The 20,381-nt window shown below is 70.3% G+C and carries 19 protein-coding genes and 1 riboswitch; of the genes, 15 read left to right on the top strand and 4 right to left on the bottom strand.

Going from position 1 to position 20,381, the window contains the following annotated elements:
• Positions 1-157: 157 nt before the first annotated feature.
• The 4 genes from coxB (at position 158) to OG338_RS06535 (ending at position 4,630) form a co-directional block, all read left to right on the top strand.
• Positions 158-1,120, top strand: a complete 963-nt coding sequence (gene coxB / locus OG338_RS06550) for a cytochrome c oxidase subunit II (protein WP_405936410.1) — start codon at positions 158-160, stop codon at positions 1,118-1,120.
• Positions 1,117-2,853, top strand: coding sequence for a cytochrome c oxidase subunit I (gene ctaD, locus OG338_RS06545; RefSeq protein ID WP_330311707.1), 1,737 nt, complete (start codon positions 1,117-1,119; stop codon positions 2,851-2,853). The genes coxB and ctaD overlap by 4 nt, the downstream gene beginning before the upstream one ends.
• The gene (locus tag OG338_RS06540) at positions 2,850-3,248 is read left to right on the top strand and encodes a cytochrome c oxidase subunit 4 (protein ID WP_405936409.1); all 399 of its coding nucleotides are present in this window, start codon (positions 2,850-2,852) and stop codon (positions 3,246-3,248) included. Before ctaD ends, OG338_RS06540 begins: the two co-directional genes overlap by 4 nt.
• A 125-nt stretch (positions 3,249-3,373) precedes the next feature.
• The gene (locus OG338_RS06535; RefSeq protein ID WP_405936408.1) at positions 3,374-4,630 is read left to right on the top strand and encodes an Ig-like domain-containing protein; all 1,257 of its coding nucleotides are present in this window, start codon (positions 3,374-3,376) and stop codon (positions 4,628-4,630) included.
• 23 nt (positions 4,631-4,653) lie between these two features.
• Here OG338_RS06535 and OG338_RS06530 read toward each other — a convergent pair whose 3' ends face one another.
• Complete coding sequence (locus OG338_RS06530; protein WP_018104389.1) at positions 4,654-5,055, bottom strand: hypothetical protein; 402 nt, start codon at positions 5,053-5,055, stop codon at positions 4,654-4,656.
• Positions 5,056-5,257: 202 nt separating this feature from the next.
• Between OG338_RS06530 and OG338_RS06525 the strand changes: the two genes are divergently transcribed.
• The 6 genes from OG338_RS06525 to OG338_RS06500 all read left to right on the top strand — a co-directional run bounded on the left by OG338_RS06525 (position 5,258) and on the right by OG338_RS06500 (position 12,384).
• On the top strand, positions 5,258-5,878 hold the full coding sequence (locus OG338_RS06525; RefSeq protein WP_026171689.1) for a heme-copper oxidase subunit III: 621 nt from the start codon (positions 5,258-5,260) through the stop codon (positions 5,876-5,878).
• A gap of 62 nt (positions 5,879-5,940) precedes the next feature.
• Entirely contained in the window at positions 5,941-6,750 is an 810-nt protein-coding gene (locus OG338_RS06520; protein ID WP_405936407.1) for a c-type cytochrome, read from the top strand.
• Positions 6,747-7,802 carry a Rieske 2Fe-2S domain-containing protein gene (locus tag OG338_RS06515; RefSeq protein WP_405936406.1) on the top strand — a complete coding sequence of 352 codons (1,056 nt, stop codon included), beginning with the start codon at positions 6,747-6,749 and terminating at the stop codon, positions 7,800-7,802. The genes OG338_RS06520 and OG338_RS06515 overlap by 4 nt, the downstream gene beginning before the upstream one ends.
• Positions 7,799-9,445, top strand: coding sequence for a cytochrome bc complex cytochrome b subunit (locus OG338_RS06510; RefSeq protein WP_405936405.1), 1,647 nt, complete (start codon positions 7,799-7,801; stop codon positions 9,443-9,445). Before OG338_RS06515 ends, OG338_RS06510 begins: the two co-directional genes overlap by 4 nt.
• A gap of 122 nt (positions 9,446-9,567) precedes the next feature.
• On the top strand, positions 9,568-10,632 hold the full coding sequence (trpD, locus tag OG338_RS06505) for an anthranilate phosphoribosyltransferase (protein ID WP_405936404.1): 1,065 nt from the start codon (positions 9,568-9,570) through the stop codon (positions 10,630-10,632).
• An 82-nt stretch (positions 10,633-10,714) separates the two neighbouring features.
• Positions 10,715-10,832: riboswitch (SAM riboswitch) on the top strand.
• Positions 10,833-11,007: 175 nt separating this feature from the next.
• Complete coding sequence (locus OG338_RS06500; RefSeq protein ID WP_405936403.1) at positions 11,008-12,384, top strand: aminotransferase class V-fold PLP-dependent enzyme; 1,377 nt, start codon at positions 11,008-11,010, stop codon at positions 12,382-12,384.
• 21 nt (positions 12,385-12,405) lie between these two features.
• Here the strand turns inward: OG338_RS06500 and OG338_RS06495 are convergent, their stop codons facing one another.
• Complete coding sequence (locus OG338_RS06495) at positions 12,406-12,687, bottom strand: Lrp/AsnC ligand binding domain-containing protein (protein ID WP_360848437.1); 282 nt, start codon at positions 12,685-12,687, stop codon at positions 12,406-12,408.
• Positions 12,684-13,430, bottom strand: coding sequence for a rhomboid family intramembrane serine protease (locus OG338_RS06490; RefSeq protein WP_405936402.1), 747 nt, complete (start codon positions 13,428-13,430; stop codon positions 12,684-12,686). Before OG338_RS06490 ends, OG338_RS06495 begins: the two co-directional genes overlap by 4 nt.
• 159 nt (positions 13,431-13,589) lie before the next feature.
• Between OG338_RS06490 and OG338_RS06485 the strand changes: the two genes are divergently transcribed.
• The 5 genes from OG338_RS06485 (at position 13,590) to OG338_RS06465 (ending at position 19,080) form a co-directional block, all read left to right on the top strand.
• Positions 13,590-13,832: a hypothetical protein gene (locus OG338_RS06485; protein WP_018104398.1), complete on the top strand. Its 243-nt coding sequence runs from the start codon at positions 13,590-13,592 to the stop codon at positions 13,830-13,832.
• Positions 13,833-13,867: 35 nt separating this feature from the next.
• Positions 13,868-15,232 carry an NYN domain-containing protein gene (locus OG338_RS06480; RefSeq protein ID WP_405936401.1) on the top strand — a complete coding sequence of 455 codons (1,365 nt, stop codon included), beginning with the start codon at positions 13,868-13,870 and terminating at the stop codon, positions 15,230-15,232.
• A gap of 283 nt (positions 15,233-15,515) precedes the next feature.
• On the top strand, positions 15,516-16,541 hold the full coding sequence (locus OG338_RS06475) for an NlpC/P60 family protein (RefSeq protein WP_405936400.1): 1,026 nt from the start codon (positions 15,516-15,518) through the stop codon (positions 16,539-16,541).
• 237 nt (positions 16,542-16,778) lie between these two features.
• Positions 16,779-17,810 carry an NlpC/P60 family protein gene (locus OG338_RS06470; RefSeq protein ID WP_405936399.1) on the top strand — a complete coding sequence of 344 codons (1,032 nt, stop codon included), beginning with the start codon at positions 16,779-16,781 and terminating at the stop codon, positions 17,808-17,810.
• Between the two features lie 28 nt (positions 17,811-17,838).
• On the top strand, positions 17,839-19,080 hold the full coding sequence (locus tag OG338_RS06465; protein ID WP_405936398.1) for a hypothetical protein: 1,242 nt from the start codon (positions 17,839-17,841) through the stop codon (positions 19,078-19,080).
• Here the strand turns inward: OG338_RS06465 and OG338_RS06460 are convergent.
• Complete coding sequence (locus tag OG338_RS06460) at positions 19,037-20,290, bottom strand: glycosyltransferase 87 family protein (RefSeq protein ID WP_405936397.1); 1,254 nt, start codon at positions 20,288-20,290, stop codon at positions 19,037-19,039. The genes OG338_RS06465 and OG338_RS06460 overlap by 44 nt on opposite strands.
• Positions 20,291-20,381 lie beyond the last annotated feature (91 nt).

The following is a 20,381-nucleotide window of genomic DNA, read 5'->3' as shown; positions in this document are numbered from 1 at the left end:
GGGCGGCGCGTTGGGCACCCTCCCCGCGCGACCCCAAATAGCGTCCAGTAGGGTTTGGTCCGCATAAACATCCAAACCCCTGCCCGCACAGGGCCGGCGACCGACCAGCGAGACGGCCGCGCCGACCGTGCGGGCGAGACTCTCGGGAAGGCGCTACGTGAGTCCCAACGGCTCCGACCGCTCGTCGCGGCGCCCGATGCGGCGGAAGCTGCCGCAGGTGCTGACTGCGGGCCTGATCCTGGCGACCGCCACCGGTTGCACGTACAAGGACTTCCCCCGCCTTGGTATGCCTACGCCGGTAACGGAAGAGGCCCCCCGGATCCTTTCCCTCTGGCAGGGCTCGTGGGCGGCAGCGCTCGCCACGGGCGTGCTGGTCTGGGGCCTGATCCTGTGGAGCGTCATCTTCCACCGGCGCAGCCGCACCAAGGTGGAGGTACCTCCGCAGACCCGGTACAACATGCCCATCGAGGCGCTGTACACCGTGGTCCCCCTGATCATCGTCTCGGTGTTGTTCTACTTCACCGCACGGGACGAGACGAAGCTCCTCACGCTCTCCCCGAAGCCCGCCCACACCATCAACGTGGTCGGCTACCAGTGGAGCTGGGGCTTCAACTACATCGAGAACGTGGACGGCTCCGCCGCCACGGGCAACGAGGTCCCCAAGGAGCTCGACGCCATCCCGGACAGGTTCCGCAAGGACTTCCCCAAGGGTGCGGACGGCGTCTACGACGTCGGCATCCCGGGCGACCGGAACCCGCAGACCGGCAACCCGGGGCCGACCCTGTGGCTGCCCAAGGGCGAGAAGGTCCGTTTCATCCTGACTTCGCGTGACGTCATCCACTCCTTCTGGGTGGTGCCGTTCCTCATGAAGCAGGACGTCATTCCGGGCCACACCAATGCCTTCGAGGTGACCCCCACCGAGGAGGGCACCTTCCTCGGCAAGTGCGCCGAGCTCTGCGGCGTCGACCACTCCCGGATGCTCTTCAACGTCAAGGTCGTCTCCCCGGAGCGCTATCAGGCGCACCTCAAGGAGCTGGCGAAGAAGGGCCAGACGGGCTACGTGCCGGCCGGCATCGAGCAGACTGACCCGGCCAGGAATGCGGAGACGAACAAACTGTGAGCATCCTCAACGAACCTCAGGGTGCCGCGGCAGCAGACGACTCGTACGAGGACGAGCTGCCGGTCCGGCGCAAGCAGCCGGGAAACGTCGTCATCAAGTGGCTGACCACCACTGACCACAAGACGATCGGCACGATGTACCTGGTCACATCGTTCGCCTTCTTCTGCATCGGCGGCCTGATGGCGCTCTTCATGCGCGCCGAGCTGGCCCGGCCGGGCACGCAGATCATGTCGAACGAGCAGTTCAACCAGGCGTTCACGATGCACGGCACGATCATGCTGCTGATGTTCGCGACGCCCCTGTTCGCCGGCTTCGCGAACTGGATCATGCCGCTTCAGATCGGCGCGCCCGACGTGGCGTTCCCGCGGCTGAACATGTTCGCGTACTGGCTGTACCTCTTCGGCTCGATCCTCGCGGTGGCCGGCTTCCTCACCCCGCAGGGTGCGGCCGACTTCGGGTGGTTCGCCTACTCCCCGCTCTCGGACGCCGTCCGTTCGCCGGGTGTCGGCGCCGACATGTGGATCATGGGTCTGGCCTTCTCCGGCTTCGGCACGATCCTCGGTTCGGTCAACTTCATCACCACGATCATCTGCATGCGCGCGCCCGGCATGACGATGTTCCGCATGCCGATCTTCGTCTGGAACGTCCTGCTGACCGGTGTGCTGGTCCTGCTGGCCTTCCCGGTCCTGGCGGCCGCGCTGTTCGCCCTGGAGGCGGACCGCAAGTTCGGTGCCCATGTCTTCGACGCGTCCAACGGCGGCGCGTTGCTGTGGCAACACCTCTTCTGGTTCTTCGGGCATCCAGAGGTGTACATCATCGCCTTGCCGTTCTTCGGGATCATCTCCGAAGTGATCCCGGTGTTCAGCCGCAAGCCGATGTTCGGTTACATCGGCTTGGTGGCCGCGACGATCTCCATCGCCGGCCTCTCGGTGACCGTGTGGGCGCACCACATGTACGTCACCGGCGGGGTGCTGCTGCCGTTCTTCTCCTTCATGACGTTCCTCATCGCGGTGCCCACCGGGGTGAAGTTCTTCAACTGGATCGGCACGATGTGGAAGGGCTCGCTGTCCTTCGAGACACCGATGCTCTGGGCGATCGGCTTCCTGATCACCTTCACCTTCGGTGGTCTGACCGGTGTCATCCTGGCCTCGCCGCCGATGGACTTCCACGTCTCGGACTCGTACTTCGTGGTCGCGCACTTCCACTACGTCGTGTTCGGCACCGTGGTGTTCGCGATGTTCTCCGGCTTCCACTTCTGGTGGCCGAAGTTCACCGGCAAGATGCTGGACGAGCGGCTCGGCAAGATCACCTTCTGGACGCTGTTCGTGGGCTTCCACGGCACGTTCCTGGTGCAGCACTGGCTGGGTGCGGAGGGCATGCCGCGGCGTTACGCGGACTACCTCGCCGCGGACGGCTTCACCGCGCTGAACACCATCTCGACCATCTCCTCGTTCCTGCTCGGCCTGTCGATCCTGCCGTTCTTCTACAACGTCTGGAAGACCGCCAAGTACGGCAAGAAGATCGAGGTGGACGACCCGTGGGGCTACGGCCGTTCGCTGGAGTGGGCGACGTCCTGCCCGCCGCCGCGGCACAACTTCCTCACGCTGCCCCGTATCCGCTCCGAATCCCCGGCGTTCGACCTGCACCACCCGGAGATCACCGCGCTGGAGCAGCTGGACCACGCCTCCGAGGGTGACAAGGCCCTCGCGGGCGGCAAGGAGGCCGGCAAGTGAAGATCCAGGGCAAGATGTTCCTCGGTCTGGCGCTGTTCATCCTCATCATGGCCATCACGTACGGCGTGTGGTCGAAGGAGCCCGTCGGCACCACCGCGCTTTTCCTGGGGTTCGGTCTGAGCGTCATGATCGGCTTCTACCTGGCCTTCACGGCCCGGCGGGTCGACGCGATGGCGCAGGACAACAAGGAGGCCGACGTCGCGGACGAGGCCGGCGAGGTGGGGTTCTTCTCCCCGCACAGCTGGCAGCCGCTCTCGCTGGCGATCGGCGGTGCCTTCGCCTTCATGGGCGTCGTCTTCGGCTGGTGGCTGCTGTTCTTCTCGGCGCCGCTCCTCCTGGTCGGCCTCTTCGGCTGGGTGTTCGAGTACTACCACGGTGAGAACCGCACTCAGTGAGACCGGTACGCCGGTAGCACACCGCTCCACCTGACGGGGGGCCGACACTTCGACACGAAGTGGCCGGCCCCCCGTTTGCAGTCGTCCCGCGCGCTGAAACGGACGAATGTTCTTAGCGTGAGTCCATGAACCAGACGCCGCGCATCCGTCCCGTAGTGAGCTGCACTCTGCTGGCCGCGACCTTGGTCGCCGGGGCGGCGGCCTGCGGGAGTTCCGATGGTCACCCCCTGTCGTCGCAGCCGTTCGACGCGGCCGACGAGGTCTCCTTCAACACGCCCGACGGCGGCAAGAAGGTCGACCCCGACAAGCCCCTGGAGATCCGGGTCGACGCAGACGACGGCCGGATCACCGACGTGACGGCCGTGGACGCCGCAGGGCGCCATCTGGCGGGCGAACTCGACGCCGACGGACACCGGTGGCACTCCACCGCCCCGCTGGCCGCAGGGACCCGTTACACCGTCAGGGTCCGTATGGAGGACGACGACGGTGCCCCCGGCAGTCGCACGATGTCCTTCGACACCGCCAAGGCCACCAAGTTCCTCAAGGTCGCCTTCGGCCCCCAGGCGGGCACCTACGGCGTCGGCCAGCCCCTCGTCGCCACGCTCAGCGCCCCCGTCAAGGACAACGCCTCACGCGCCACGGTCGAACGCGGCCTGCGGGTCCGCTCCACGCCCTCGGTCACCGGCTCCTGGTACTGGGTCGACGACAAGACGCTGCACTACCGGCCCAAGGAGTACTGGCCGGCGAAGGCCAGCATCGAAGTCAGCTCCAACCTGACCGGCATAAAGGTCACCAACTCGCTCTACGGGGCGCCCGCCAAGGCGCTGAAGATCACCACAGGGGACCGCATCGAGGCCGTCACGGACGCCTCGGAGCACTCCATGACGGTGCTCCGCAACGGCGAAGTGATCAACACCATCCCAGTCACCACGGGCAAACCCGGGTTCGACACGCGCAACGGCGTCAAGGTCGTGCTCGGAAAGGAGCAGTACGTACGTATGCGCGGGGAATCCATCGGCATCGCCGCCGGGTCCTCCGACTCGTACGACCTCGACGTCTACTGGGCCACCCGGGTGACGTGGAGCGGCGAATACGTACACGCGGCGCCCTGGTCCACCGGCTCGCAGGGGTACGCCAACGTCAGCCACGGCTGCACCGGCATGAGCACCAGCGAGGCCGAGTGGTTCTTCAACACCGTGCGCGAGGGCGACATCGTCAGCGTCGTCGGCAGCGACGGCGAGACGATGACGCCCTTCGACAACGGCTACGGCGACTGGAACCTGTCCTGGGCCAAGTGGCAGAAGGGCAGTGCGCTGAACAACGACACCACCGCACCGCGGGTCGACACGGTCCGGGCGGCGCGGCTGCGCCCCCAGGTCTGACCGTGGGACCCGTCCGTGGGGGCTCAGGCCCCCACGGACAGCCGCGTACGCAGCAGGGCGGCCAGGGAGTCCGCGAACTCCACCGGCTCCACCGGCAGCGTCACCGCGGCGTCCGCACGGCTCCAGGTGGCCAGCCAGGCGTCCTGCGGGCGCCCGATGAGGACCAGGACCGGCGGGCAGCGGAAGATCTCGTCCTTGATCTGCCGGCAGACGCCCATCCCGCCCGCCGGAGCGGTCTCGCCGTCCAGCACGCAGACGTCGACGCCCCCGTGCTCCAAGGCGTCCAGAACGGCGGGCAGGGTGGCGCACTCCAGGAACTCCACCGGCGGTACGTCGGCCGCGGGCCTGCGCCCTGCTGCCAGCCTCACCTGCTCACGGGTGTGCGCGTTGTCGCTGTAGACCAGGACCGTGGCGGTCGGCTGCATGGTTCCTCCGTGACATCCGTGTCTTCGGGGCACTCGGGGCGCTCGGTGGGCGAGAGCCGTCCGATGCGCGGATCGTACTCCGCCCGACAGCGTGTCAGTAGCGGTTCGCACCGGGCTTCCCTGGGCCGTTCGGGCAGGACACACCCCTCTGACACACCGAACGGCACCCCCCGGAGTGAGGGCGGGATAAGCGACCGACATAATGTCGGTCGTGGCGACAGCAACGACAGTAGAAACCGGGCACGCGCACCCGTCGGTCAATCGGCCGAACCTCACCAGCGTCGGAACCATCATCTGGTTGAGCTCCGAGCTGATGTTCTTCGCGGCCCTCTTCGCGATGTACTTCACCCTGCGATCGGTGACCGGACCGGAACACTGGAAGGAAATGGCGTCCGCCCTGAACTTCCCGTTCTCGGCGACGAACACCACGATCCTGGTGCTCTCCTCACTCACCTGCCAGCTCGGCGTCTTCGCCGCGGAGCGGGGCGATGTGAAGAAGCTCCGTGCCTGGTTCGTGATCACTTTCGTGATGGGTTCGATCTTCATCGGAGGCCAGGTCTTCGAGTACACCGAGCTGGTGAAGAAGGACGGCCTCTCGCTGTCCTCCGACCCGTACGGCTCGGTGTTCTACCTGACCACCGGCTTCCACGGTCTGCATGTGACAGGCGGTCTCATCGCCTTCCTGCTCGTTCTGGGCAGGACGTACGCGGCCAAGAGGTTCACCCATGAACAGGCGACCGCCGCCATCGTCGTGTCCTATTACTGGCACTTCGTCGATGTCGTGTGGATCGGCCTCTTCGCCACGATCTACATGATCAAGTAACCGGGCCCGAGCCCGAACCACATCCAGCATCGACGCAGAAGATCCTGACACCGGGGTAATCCGTGAAAAAGCTCTCCGCACGACGACGCCATCCGTTGGCGGCGGTCGTCGTACTACTCCTCGCGCTGGCGGCCACCGGGGGGCTGTACGCCGCGTTCGCGCCCGCGAGTAAGGCGCAGGCCGACGACACCGCCCAGTCCCTCGCCATCGACGAGGGCAAGAAGCTGTACTCCGTCGGTTGCGCCAGCTGCCACGGAACCGGCGGTCAGGGCACCACCGACGGGCCGCAGCTTGTCGGCGTGGGCTCCGCCGCCGTGGACTTCCAGGTCGGTACGGGCCGCATGCCCGCACAACAGCCGGGCGCCCAGGTACCGAAGAAGAAGGTCATCTACAGCCAGGCCGAGATCGACCAGCTCGCGGCCTACGTCGCGTCGCTCGGCGCCGGTCCGGTCGTCCCGACCAAGAGCCAGGTCAGCCCTGAGGGTGCGGACATCGCCAAGGGTGGCGACCTGTTCCGTACCAACTGCGCGCAGTGCCACAACTTCACCGGCAAGGGTGGCGCGCTGACGAACGGCAAGTACGCGCCCGACCTGGAGGGCGTGAGCGAGAAGCACATCTACGAGGCCATGCTGACCGGCCCGCAGAGCATGCCGTCCTTCCCGGACTCGACGATGCCCGAGCAGCAGAAGCGGGACATCATCGCCTACGTCAAGACCGTGAACGGCTCCGAAACGGAGTCGCCCGGCGGCCTCGCTCTCGGCGGCCTGGGTCCGGTCAGCGAGGGCCTGTTCGGCTGGATCTTCGGGCTGGGCGGTCTGATCGCAGTTGCCATTTGGGTCGCGGCCCACACCGCTAAGGCCAAGAAGTCATGAGTAGCCAAGAGATTCCAGAAGAGAACCTGCCCGACGAGCAGGGCGCCGCGCACGGCGCGGTAGACCAGGCGCACGAAGACCCGTTCGCCGACCCGGGGCTGCCGGCCCACAAGCCGCGCATCCAGGACATCGACGAGCGGGCCGCGAAGCGCTCCGAGCGCACCGTCGCGACCATGTTCCTGTTGTCCATGCTGGCGACGGTGGGCTTCATCGCCTCCTACGTCATCTTCCCGGTCGACAAGATCGTCTTCATCTTCCCGTTCGGTCATGTCAGCGCGCTCAACTTCTCCCTGGGCCTGACCCTGGGTCTGGCGCTCTTCCTGATCGGCGCGGGCGCCGTCCACTGGGCGCGCACCCTGATGTCCGACGTGGAGGTCGCCGACGACCGGCACGCCATCGAGGCGACGCCCGAGGTCAAGGCGAAGGTGCTGTCCGACTTCGCGGACGGCGCCCGGGAGTCCGCGCTGGGCCGGCGCAAGCTGATCCGCAACACCATGTTCGGCGCGCTGGCCCTGGTGCCGCTCTCCGGCGTGGTGCTGCTGCGCGACCTGGGCCCGCTGCCGGAGAAGAAGCTCCGCAAGACGCTGTGGGCCGAGGGCAAGCAGCTCGTCAACATGAACACGATGGAGCCGCTGCGTCCCGAGGACGTGGTCGTCGGTTCGCTGACCTTCGCCATGCCCGAGGGCCTGGAGGAGCACGACGAGGACTTCCAGACGCAGATCGCCAAGGCCGCCCTGATGATCATCCGCATCGAGCCGGACGACATCAAGGACAAGCGCGAGCGCGAGTGGGCGCACGAGGGCATCGTGGCCTTCTCGAAGATCTGCACGCACGTCGGCTGCCCGATCAGCCTGTACGAGCAGCAGACGCACCACGTGCTCTGCCCGTGCCACCAGTCCACCTTCGACCTCTCCGACGGCGCCCGCGTCATCTTCGGTCCGGCCGGCCACGCTCTCCCGCAGCTGCGGATCGGCGTGAACAGCGAGGGCAACCTCCAGGCGCTCGGTGACTTCGAAGAGCCCGTCGGTCCTGCATTCTGGGAGCGCGGATGAGTACTGCGACGAACACTCCCGGCGCGGCGGCGCCGGGCAACCGCAAGGCGCCCGCCGGTGAGCGGGTGGCCGACTGGGCGGACGGCCGGCTGGGGATCTACTCCCTCGCCAAGGCCAACATGCGCAAGATCTTCCCGGACCACTGGTCCTTCATGCTCGGTGAGATCTGCCTCTACAGCTTCATCATCATCATCCTCACGGGTGTGTATCTGACGCTGTTCTTCCACCCGAGCATGAACGAGGTCGTCTACCACGGCCCGTACGAGCCCATGCAGGGCATCCGGATGTCGGAGGCGTACGCCTCGACGCTGAACATCAGCTTCGACGTCCGCGGTGGTCTGCTGGTCCGGCAGATCCACCACTGGGCCGCGGTCATCTTCCTGGCCGGCATGTTCGTGCACATGATGCGCGTCTTCTTCACCGGCGCGTACCGCAAGCCGCGCGAGATCAACTGGCTGTTCGGCTTCCTGCTGTTCGTCCTCGGCATGTTCACCGGGTTCACCGGTTACTCGCTGCCGGACGACCTGCTCTCCGGTACCGGTGTCCGCTTCACCCAGGGCGCGATCCTGGCGACGCCGGTCGTGGGTACGTACATCTCGATGTTCCTGTTCGGCGGGGAGTTCCCCGGCGGCGACATCATCGCGAGGTTCTACTCGATCCACATCCTGCTGCTGCCGGGCATCATGCTCGGGCTCGTGGTCGGCCACCTCATCCTGGTCTTCTACCACAAGCACACCCAGTTCGCGGGTCCCGGAAAGACGAACAAGAACGTCGTCGGCATGCCCCTGCTGCCGGTGTACATGGCGAAGGCCGGCGGGTTCTTCTTCCTGGTCTTCGGCTTCATCGCGATCATCGCGGCGATCGCCTCGATCAACCCGATCTGGGCCATCGGCCCGTACCGCCCCGACCAGGTGTCCACGGGCGCCCAGCCGGACTGGTACATGGGCTTCGCCGAGGGCTTCGTCCGTGTGATGCCGGGCTGGGAGATCAACCTCTGGGGCCACACGCTGGTCCTGGGCGTCTTCATCCCGCTCGTCCTGTTCGGTGTGGTGCTCGGTGCGCTGGCCATGTGGCCGTTCATCGAGTCCTGGATCACCGGCGACAAGCGCGAGCACCACATCCTCGACAAGCCGCGCAACGCGCCGACCCGGACGGCCCTCGGTGTCGCCTGGGTGACGATCTACTTCGTCATGCTGGTCGGCGGCGGCAACGACATCTGGGCGACGCACTTCAGCCTCTCGCTGAACTCGATCAGCTGGTTCGTCCGTATCGCCTTCTTCGTCGGCCCGGTCATCGCGTTCATCGCGACCCGGCGGATCTGCCTCGGTCTCCAGCGCCGCGACAAGGAGAAGGTGCTGCACGGCCGCGAGTCCGGGCTCATCAAGCGTCTGCCGCACGGTGAGTTCGTGGAGGTCCACGAGCCGCTGTCGCCGGAGGCCCGGTACAAGCTCACCGCGCACGAGCAGTACCAGCCGCTCGAAATCGGCCCGACGGTCGACGAGAACGGTGTGGAGCGCAAGGTCTCCAGGATCACCAAGGTCCGGGCGCGGCTCAGCAAGAGCCTGTACGGCGAGGACAGCCAGATCGCCAAGCCCACCGCCGAGGAGTACAAGGAGATCACCAGCGGCCACGGCCACCACTGATCACCCGTTCTGATCGCCACGGCGAGAGCCCCGTCCATTCGCTGGACGGGGCTCTTTGCCGTCCCCGGGGCTCGATAGGGTGGAGCCGATTCCTTATCGGCTGTGGACCCCAGGAGCGGACCATGAACGTTGTGACCCCGGACGGCGGCGACAGCGTGGCGGCCTTCTCCTGGCCCGGCGTGCTGACCCCCCTGCTGCGCGGCGAGGACCTGAGCTCCGACGCCACCGCCTGGGCCATGGACCGCATCATGAGCGGCGAGGCGACCGATGTGCAGATCGCCGGATTCGCGGTCGCCCTGCGCGCCAAGGGCGAGACGGTCACCGAGGTCTCCGGTCTGGTCCGCGCGATGTACGAGCACGCCGCGACCATCGAGGTGCCCGGCCGCACCGTCGACATCGTCGGCACCGGCGGCGACATGGCGAAGACCGTCAACATCTCCACGATGTCCGCGATCGTCGTGGCCGGCGCCGGTGCGAAGGTCGTCAAGCACGGCAGCCGCGCCTCCTCGTCGGCCAGCGGCTCGTCCGACGTGCTCGGCAAGCTCGGCGTCAACCTGGAGCTGACTCCCCGGCGCGTCGTGGAGGTGGCCGAGGAGGCGGGCATCACCTTCTGCTTCGCGGTGAAGTTCCACCCCGCCCTGCGCCACGCGGCCAAGGCGCGTGCGGAGCTGGGCGCGCCCACCACGTTCAACATCCTGGGCCCGCTCACCAACCCGGCCCGGGTGCGCTCCCAGGCGATCGGGGTGGCCGATCTGCGCATGGCCCCCATCGTCGCGGGCGTCCTCGCCGAGCGCGGCAACTCCGCCCTGGTCTTCCGCGGCGACGACGGGCTGGACGAGCTGACCACCACGGCGACCTCGCGGGTCTGGGTGGCCCGGGACGGCGTGGTCCGCGAGGAGACCTTCGACCCGCGCGACGTGGGCGTCGAGCTGGTCCCGGTGGAAGCGCTGCGGGGCGCCGACGCCTCGTACAACGCGGATGTGGCGCGCCGGCTGCTGGCCGGGGAGACCGGGCCGGTACGGGACGCCGTGCTGCTCAACTCGGCGGCGGCGCTGGTCGCGCTGGACCCGGGCGAGGGGCCGCTGACCGAGCGGATCCGGGCCGGTATGGCGAAGGCCGCCGAGTCCATCGACTCGGGTGCGGCCGGGCGGGCGCTGGAGAGATGGGTCGTCGCCAGCAACGCGTGAGCGCGCCGGTGTACGGAGGGGCGCAGTCCGGATCGCGGACTGCGCCTTGCGCGTTCCCGTACGTATGGCAAGATGCTGCGCAGGTCATGAGTGACAGCGACTACGGCCCCGGCCCGCTGTCCGGCAACCCTCCGTCCGTGGCGGGGTGCCCCGGGTGAAGACCGGGCCGCAGGCAGCGAGGTCTGCGGCAAGCGCGGACCCCTCGACGTCGCGTGACGTCCACCCGTGGGGTCCTTGGTCCTCAGGGAGCCTCTTGTGAGCAAGCGAATGCGTTAGGGCCTCAGGCCCTGTTCCGCACCCCCCTCTTTTCTTCACTCCGTGCTGCCGTGTCTGTGCCGGTACGCGGAATTCGCCTGCCTGTTACGGGAGTTCGCCATGTCTGTCTTCACCGCTGCCGCCGACCAGTCGCTTTGTGCCCCGCTGCCGGTTCTGGGCGAGGATGTCCTCGTCCCGCTGGTCACCGGCGGTGAGGTCGGCTACGCCGCGCTGGACTACGCCGCGAGCGCCCCGGCGCTGAAGCGGGTCTGGGACGACGTGGCCGCGTACGCCCCGTACTACGGCAGCGTGCACCGGGGTGCCGGGTACCTCTCGCAGCTGTCCACGGACCTCTTCGAGTCGAGCCGGGCCACCGTGGCGGAGTTCCTGGGCTGCCGTCCCGAGGACCAGGTGGTCTTCACCCGGTCCACCACGGACTCGCTGAATCTGCTGGCCGCCGCGCTGCCCGCCGACTGCCAGGTCTTCGTGTTCGAGACCGAGCACCACGCCTCGCTGCTGCCCTGGCGCGACGCCCGCGTGACCTACCTGAACGCCCCGCGCACCCCCGCCCAGGCCGTCGCGACCCTGGAACACGCCCTCGCCGACCGTGAGCCCCACGGCCCCGCGCTGGTCTGCGTCACCGGCGCCTCCAACGTGACCGGCGAGCTGTGGCCCGTACGGGAGCTGGCCGCCGCCGCCCATGCCCAGGGAGCCCGGATCGTCCTGGACGCCGCCCAGCTCGCCCCCCACCACCCCGTGGACATCGCCGGGCTGGACGTGGACTGGGTCGCCTTCTCCGGGCACAAGCTGTACGCGCCGTTCGGCTCCGGCGTCCTGGCCGGCCGGGCCGACTGGCTGCGCGAGGCCGAGCCGTACCTGGCCGGCGGCGGCGCGTCCCGCACCGTGGCCCGGCGGGTGGACGGCGGCGTGGACGTCGAGTGGCACACCACGGCCGCCCGCCACGAGGCCGGCTCGCCCAACGTCATCGGGGTCTACTCCATCGCCTCCGCCTGCAAGGCGCTCACCGAGGCCGGATTCGACCGGCTGGTCGCCCGCGAGCAGGGTCTCGTCGGCGAGGTCCTGGCGGGGCTCGCCGGGGTCCCCGAGGTGAAGGTGCTCTCGCTGTTCGGCGACGAAGCGCCGAGGGTCGGCGTGATCTCGTTCGTGGTGGAGGGCTGGAACAGCTCGCACTTCGCCGCGGCGCTCTCCGCCGAGTACGGCATCGGGGTGCGCGACGGCCTCTTCTGCGCCCACCCGCTCGTGCGCACCCTGCTCGGCGGCGACCCGGGCGAGGCGGGGGAGTGCGGCGCCCCGGAGGCGGAGCCGGGCGAACGGTCGCTGAACGCGATCCGGGTCAGCTTCGGCGCCGGGACCCCGGACGAGCACGTCGACCGCTTCCTGCGCGCGGTCCGGGAGCTGGTGAGCGACGGGGCGCGCTGGAAGTACCGCACCGAGGACGGCCGTTGCGTGCCGGACCGGGGCGCCGCCCAGGTCTGAGGGCCGGGCGGCGCGGGGGCCCTACGCGTCCAGGCCGATGGAGAACGCGGCCTCCAGGTCGTGCTGCGAGTACGTGCGGAAGGCCACGTGGGTGTCGGTCGCCTCGACGCCCGGGATCTTGCTGATCCGGCCGGGGATGACCTCGGCCAGGTCGTCGTGCCTGGCCACCCGGACCATGGCGATCAGGTCGTAGGTGCCGGTGACCGAGAAGACCTCGCTGACGCTGTCCAGCGCGGCGATGGCCTCGGCGATCTCGGGAATCCGGTCCACGCTGGTTTTGATGAGCACGATCGCGGTGATCACGGCTGTGTTTCTCCCTCGGTGGCCGTGGCTGAAGACTTCACTCTAGGGCCTCCGGTGCCGCGCCTGTAGCGGCCCCAGGCGTAGCAGAACCCGGTCGCGAAGCCGACGACATGGGCCAGGTACGCCACGCCCGGGCCGCTTCCCGCGCCCTCGGCGGCCAGCCACTGGAGCACGAACCAGAAGATCAGCACCACCCACGCGGGGAAGCGCAGCGGCAGGAACAGCAGGAACGGGAAGACGCTGGTCACCCGGGCCCGGGGGAAGAGGTAGAGGAACGCCCCGAGCACCGCCGAGATCGCCCCGGACGCGCCCACCAGCGTCTGGTCGGACGTGGCGTGCGCGGCGGCGTACGCGAGCAGCGCCAGATAGCCGCAGCCCAGGTAGAACAGGGCGAACTCGGTGTGCCCCATGCGTTCCTCGGCCATCGCGCCGAACACGTACAGGAACAGCACGTTGCCCAGCAGGTGCAGCCAGCTGCCGTGCACGAACAGCGCGGTGAACGGGGTGAGCAGGGCGTGCGCCGAGCCGTCCCACAGCTCGCTCGGGATCACCCCCCACCGCTCGAAGTAGCCCGCCTGGGCGGCGAGCAGCGCGTCGGCCCCGCCGCGCACCGGGACGAGGCCGGAGAGCGGGCTGATCACGAAGACCGCGCAGCACAGGGCGATGAGGGCGTACGTCACCGGTGGCCCGCCCGAAGTCGCCGCGCGCAGGAGCCTGCCCGCCGCGGCCCGCCGATCGATCATGAACAGAGCATGACGCAAACGGAGCGAACGGGACAGACCGCCTCGCCGTGCCGACGGGAAGCGCCGAGGCCGTAGGGTGACGGGTGGGCATCCGCAGTTCGACGGCGCACCGCGAGACCCTTGTCCGGCAGCTCACGGCTCGACGAAAGAGGACGCACGATGACGACCGTTCCCCAGCCGACCGACACGACCCGCTGGCGCTGCACGCTCTGCGGGAACCTCACGCGCTTCGACGTGACGCGGTCCTCGAAGGTCGTGGAGTACGTGCACCTCGACCTGGCCGGTGAGTCGAGCGTCGAGGAACGCGAGGTGGTCAGTGAGACCATCGAGTCGGTCCGTTGTCGTTGGTGCAACGCGGTGGACCAGATCGAGCTCGTCGACAGGCCGGGTGCCGACTCCTGACGGGGCCGTGCGGAGACAACACAATGGGGTGACGGATGGTGGAGCAGCCCGAGGGCGGCGCCGCGTCGGCCGACGGGGCCGGCGACGCCGTGGAGGCGCTCGACCGCCCGCTGCCCGAAGGGGTACGGCGCCGGGTCGTCGCACTGGTCTCCGACGCGTTCGGCGGCCTCACTGTCGCCGAACTGCCCGCCCAGCTGAGGCAGTACGCCCGCTTCACGGCCTCCCGGCGCGCCAAGTTCGCCGGGAACGCCATGGCGGCCGCCGTCGCGAGCGACGACCGGTTCCGCCGCCGCATCGCCGACCGGCTCCGGGAGACCCAGCCGGAGCTGGCGGGCGCCCTGGAGTCCGGCGCGCCGCCCGCCGCCGCCGACCCGGTGGACGTGGCGGCGGCGGCGTATGTGCTGCGTCCGGACGGCTGGGTGAAGCTGGTGGCGGCGGCCGGCGAGGAGGTCCAGCGCGCGGACGCCGAGCGGGCCGGCGAGGAGAGCCGGCGCGAAGTGGCGCGGCTGCGCGAGGAGCTGGCCGAGGCCCGGGGCCACACGAAGAGCGAGACGGAACGGCTCCGCGCCGAACTGGACGCCGCCCGCAAGGAGACGGACTCCCTCCAGCGCAAACTGCGCAGTGCGGTCAGCGAGGTCAAGCGCGGTGAGGCGGCGCTGCGCCGGGCCAGGGCCGAGACCGAGACCGTACGCGCCGAGGCGGCCGCCCAGGTGTCCGCGGCGGAGAGCGAGACCCGGCGGCTGCGGGCGCGGCTCGGGGAGGCGGAGGCGTCCGTCGAGGCGGGTCGCCGGGCGGCCCGGGAGGGGCGCTCGGTCGAGGACATGCGGCTGCGGCTGCTGCTGGACACGGTGCTCGAAGCGGCCGGCGGACTGCGGCGCGAACTGGCGCTGCCGCCCTCCTCGATGCGGCCGGCGGACAGTGTGGACGCGGTGGAGCCCGGCCGGATGTCACCCAAGGACATCGCGGCCAGGGCCCTTTCGGAGACCGACCCGGCGCTGCTCGACCAGCTCCTGGCGCTGCCGCAGGCCCATCTGATCGTGGACGGCTACAACGTCACCAAGACGGGTTATCCGCAGATGCCGTTGGAGAAGCAGCGGCTGCGGCTGCTCGGCGGGCTCTCGGTCCTCGCGGCGCGCACGGGCGCGGAGATGACATGTGTGTTCGACGGGGCGGAGCTGGCCGCGCCGGTGCTGCTCGCGCCGCCGCGCGGGGTGCGGGTGCTGTTCAGCAAGCCGGGGGTCACCGCCGACGAGCTGATCCGTCAACTGGCGCGCGCGGAGCCGCCGGGCCGGCCCGTGGTGGTGGTCTCCACCGACCGCGAGGTGGCCGACGGAGTGGCGAAGGCGGGGGCCAGGCCCGTTGCGTCCGCCTTGCTCCTGAAGCGGCTTTCGCGGGTTTAGCGCTCCTTGCGGGGAGTTCGCCCGAGATCAGGGAACGGACCGTCAAGTCGCCGCTACGCGCCGTGGGGCGTGGGTAAAGAAGTGCCGTGTGTGACGAGATTTTTCCTGTGAGGATTTGAACTGATCACAAGATGGTCACTAGGGTCGGGCCTCGAACCTTCGCGCGGTCGATCACTCATCCGGGGTGGCAGCGAAGGAACCGCCGAGTCCGTGACGTGCACGGAGCCGGGGATCTCCTCCCCACAGATCCGGTAGGCGGCTCAGGAAGAAGGAGCTCGCCTTCGTGGCGTCCCACCGTCGTCCCAAGCAGCCGAGCCGCACTCGTGTGACCGTGCTCACCGCGACCGCGGCCGCGGCCGTCGCCCTGTCCTCCCAGGCCGCCCACGCCGACCCCAAGCCGACCAAGAGCGAGGTCAAGGCGAAGGTCGACAAGCTCTACCACGAGGCCGGAGCCGCCACCGAGCAGTACAACGGGGCCAAGGAGAAGCAGGAGAAGCTCGAAAAGCAGATCGGCGCGATCCAGGACAAGGTGGCCCGCGGCCAGGAGGACCTCAACCAGCTCCGGTCCGGCCTCGGCTCCCTCGCCGCCGCGCAGTACCGCTCCGGAGGCATCGACCCCTCCGTGCAGCTCTTCCTCTCCTCCGACCCGGACAGCTTCCTGGACCAGGCGTCCGCACTCGATCAGCTGACGGCCAAGCAGACCGAGTCGCTGTCCAAGGTCCAGGAGAAGCAGCGGGCCCTGGCGCAGCAGCGCAAGGAGGCCCAGGACAAACTGAGCGACCTCGCCTCCGTCCGCAAGACGCTCGGCGAGAAGAAGAAGAAGCAGCAGGAGAAGCTGGCCGAGGCCCGCCGCCTGCTCAACTCCCTCACCGCCGCCGAGCGCGAGAAGCTGCGACAGGACGAGGCCCGCGCGAGCCGTGACGCCGGCAGCCGGGTCGAACTCGGCAACGAGGTCCCCGCCTCCGGCCTCGGCGCCGCCGCGCTCAACGCCGCCGCCACCCGCCTGGGCAAGCCGTACGTCCCCGCGGCCACCGGCCCCAACTCCTTCGACTGCTCGGGCCTGACCATGTGGGCCTACGCCCAGGCCGGCGTCAACATCACCCGTACCACGTACACCCAGGTCAACCAGGGTCACCGGATAGGCGTCAGCCAGCTCGCCCCCGGCGACCTGGTCTTCTTCAACGGCAACGAGCACGTCGGCCTCTACGCGGGCAACGGCCAGGTCCTGCACGCCCCGTACCCCGGCGCTTACGTCCGTTACGAGTCGATGAGCACCATCGGCAGCATCTACGCCGCCGTGCGCATCTGAACCGCGCCCGAACGGGCGAATTCCCGCGCCCCGTACTGACGCCTGCCCCGCCGGAGACCACAGGTCACCGGCGGGGCGTCACTGTGTGTGGCGCCCGCCGGTCCGGCGTGTCTTTGTCCGCTCCGTGATCACGCGGCTACTGTCTGCCTGCTGTCGCGGCTCCCGTACGTCGGTCCGCCCGTCCGGGTGGCAGGGGCCGCGCGCGTCTGCGTACAGCGGAAGGGAGTGCGGCGTCCGGTGGGATCCCATCGCCGTTCCACACAGCCAGGTACCGGTCGCGGTGCCCGGGCCACCGTCCTGACGGCGGCGGCCGCCACCGCGGCCGCCGCGCTCGGCGCCGCCTCCGCGCACGCCGAGCCGCACGACACCCCGCAGTCCGCCGGGGCCCGCGTCGACCGCCTCTACGCCGAGGCCGAGCGCGCCACCGAGCAGTACAACCGGGCCGGCGAGGACGTGACCCGGCTGCGCGGCGAATTCAGCCGGGCCCAGGACCGGGCCGCCCGGGGCCAGGAACGCATCAACCGGATGCGCGAGGAGCTGGGCTCCGCGGCCCGGGCGGAATACCGGGCGGGCGGCATCGACCCCTCGCTGGCCCTGCTGCTCACCTCGGACCCGGACAGCTACCTCGACCGGGCCGCCGCCGTCACCATGGCCGACGCCCACCGGGCCACCGCCCTCGCCGAACTGCGCAAGGCCCAGCGGGCGCTCGCCCAGACCCGGGCCGAGGCCACCCGCTCGCTGGCCGGCCTGGAGCGCCGCCGGGAGGCGGTCGGCCACCACAAGCGGACCGTCGAAAGCAAGCTCGCCCGCGCCAGGCAGCTGCTGAAGTCGCTGCCGGCCTCCGAGCGGGCCGCCCTGGCCCGCGCCTCGCGCGACGGCCGCGACCCGGGCACCGGGCTCCTGGACGGGCTCCCCGCGGGCTCCTCGCGCGCCGCCGCGGCCGTCCTGGCCGCCCAGCAGGCCCTCGGCCGGCCCTATGTGTGGGGCGCCAACGGGCCCTCCGGCTTCGACTGCTCCGGACTGATGCAGTGGGCCTGGGCCCGGGCCGGGGTGAGCCTGCCCCGGACCTCGCAGGCCCAGCGGTACGCCGGACACATGGTGCCGCTCTCCGAGGCCCGCCCCGGGGACCTCGTCGCCTACCGGGCGGACGCCAGCCACATCGCGATGTACGTCGGGAACGGCCAGGTCATCCACGCTCCGTACCCCGGCGCCCCGGTCCGCTACGACCCGGTCGGGATGATGCCCGTCTCCTCGGTCACCCGGGTCTGAGCCCGGCGCCGGCCCGTACGCTCGTCATGTGGTCGAACGGGTGCGCATACGTGGCGGGCGGCGGCGGGCGGCGGGTGCCGTCCTCGCCGCGCTGCTGTGCGCCGCCGGCTGCTCCGCTCCGGCCGACCGGGCGCCCGACGGCACCTCCCGGGGGGTCCGGGCCACCCTGGACCGGCGCGCCGCCGCTGTGCTGGCCCACGACCCGGCCGCCTACGCCGCCGTCGTCGACCCGGACGCCGGCGCGCTGCGCACCGCCCAGCGCCGGGAGATCGCCCGGCTGGCCCAGGTGCCGCTCGGCTCCTGGGCCTACCGGCTGAGCCACCTCACCCCGCACGGGGCGGACCGGGTCACCGCCGACGTCACGCTCGGCTACCGGATCGCCGGCTACGACGCCGCCCCCGTCTCCGTCGACCGGGTCGTGGACCTTGCCCGGGACCCGGCGGACGGCCGCTGGTACGTCACCGCGGACCGGGCCGCCGACGGCAGCGCCGGGCAGCTGTGGGAGCAGGGCGACATCGAGGTGGTGCACGGCAAGCACAGCCTGGTCCTGGGCGTCGGCCGCTCCCGGGACGAGCTGGACGCCATCGCGGCGACGGCGGACGAGGCGGTGCCCGCGGTCTCCGCCGCCTGGCCGGAGCGGTGGGCGGGGCGCGTGGTGGTGCTGGTGCCGGACAGCGTGACGGAGATGGGCCGGCTGCTCGGGTCGCCCGCCGCGAACTACAAGGGCATAGCGGCCGTCACCACCGGCGAGACCGGCACCACCGGGAAGGCCCCCGCCGACCGGGTGATCGTCAACCCGGAGGCGTACGCCCTGCTCGGCGGGTTCGGGCAGCGCGTCGTCCTCACCCACGAGACCGCCCATGTGGCCACCCGGAAACGGACCTCGTCGGCCACCCCGACCTGGCTCTCCGAGGGCTTCGCGGACTGGGCGGCCTACCGCGGCCGGGACCGCACCGCCGAGGAGATCGCCCCCGAGCTGGCCGACGCGGTCCGGGCCGGTGACGTACCGGCCGGGCTGCCCGAGGACGAGGACTTCGCCTTCGCCGGGGAGGCGGGCCGGCTGGCGAAGGCGTACGAGGGCGGCTGGCTGGCCTGCGAGCTCATCGCGGACCGCTGGGGCGAGGCGAAGCTGTTCGCCTTCTACCGGGCCGTCGGCGCCCACCACGGGCGCGACGGGGCGGTCGAGGACGCCCTGCACGAGGTCCTGGGCACCACCCCGCAGGACTTCACCGCGCGCTGGCGGGTGTATCTGCGCGACCGGCTCGGCTGAGCGCGGGCTCCGCCACCGCCTCCCCCACCGGCTCGCGCACCGTGTCCCGCCACAGCCGCACGGCCGCCAGCACACACGCGGCGACCAGCAGCCCGTTGCGCAGGAACATCAGCGTCAGGCCCTGCGCGTCGCTCGACACCACATGGACGAAGCCGATCGGGAACTCCAGCTGGGTGACGCCCGTGGCCGCCACCACCAGCACGGCCGGCCACCCCATCCGGCTCTCCCGCAGCACCAGGCACACCGCCGCCAGACCGACCAGCCACAACATGTACTGCGGGCTGATCACCCGGCTCGTCGTGGTGAACAGCAGCACCGCGGTGAACGCCGCGTCCGCCGGCGTACTCACCCCGAACGTCCTCGCCCGCAGCCGCCACACCAGCAGCCAGCCGAACGCGGCCACACTCAGCCCCAGCGCCAGCGTGCTCACCAGCGGCACCTGCGGCCCCAGGAACTCCAGCGAGCCGTAGTGCAGCTCCACCCGGCCCTCCCAGCCGAACTGCCGCCACACATGGAAGACCAGCGCCCCCAGCGACTCGACCTCGGTGCCCCGGTCCCGCTGGAAGCCGAGGAACGCCAGCGCGCCCGGCGCCGCCGCCACGCACACCAGCAGCAGCCCGGCCGCCACCGCCGCCGCCGTCGCCCAGGCCAGCCGGGTCGCGCGCCCCCGGGCCGTCCCGGCCAGCAGCAGCGCCGGCCACACCTTCAGCAGCGCCCCGAACGCGGCCAGCGCCCCCAGCACCCGGGGGTGCCGCAGCCCGGCCAGCAGCGCCGCCACCGCCACGGCCGTCACCATCACGTCGTACCGGGCGTACGCGGTCGTGCCGAGCAGCGGGACGCCCGCCACCCACACCCACACCCCGGCCGCCCGGCGGCCCGGACCGTCGCTCGCGCGCAGCAGCATCCCCAGCACCAGCGCGTCGCACAGGAACGCCAGCACGAAGAAGGCCGTGGCGTAGTCCAGGAACGGCAGCAGGGCGGGGGAGAGGATCGCCAGGGCCGCCACCGGCGGGTACTGCCAGGTGACATCGGACTCCGGATAGCTGCCGGAGCGCAGCACCTCGGACCAGCCGTGGTAGATCACCGACACGTCGCTCGTCACATCGAGCCCGGGCGGGACGACCACCTTGGTCACCCAGAGCAGCAGCACCGCCCTGGTCAGCGCCCACACCACGAAGGCCGCCGGACGCGTGCCGCTGGAACCCGTCATGACCTGCCCTCATCCGTCCTGTACGCCGTACGAAACAGCCATGATGCCCGTACGCCCCGTGCGCGGGCCATCAGGCACGGCCGCCGGGGCC

Origin of the sequence: Streptomyces sp. NBC_00726 (assembly GCF_045161735.1) — a bacterium.
Taxonomy (GTDB): domain Bacteria; phylum Actinomycetota; class Actinomycetes; order Streptomycetales; family Streptomycetaceae; genus Streptomyces.
This window is presented reverse-complemented; position numbering and strand designations above follow the sequence as displayed.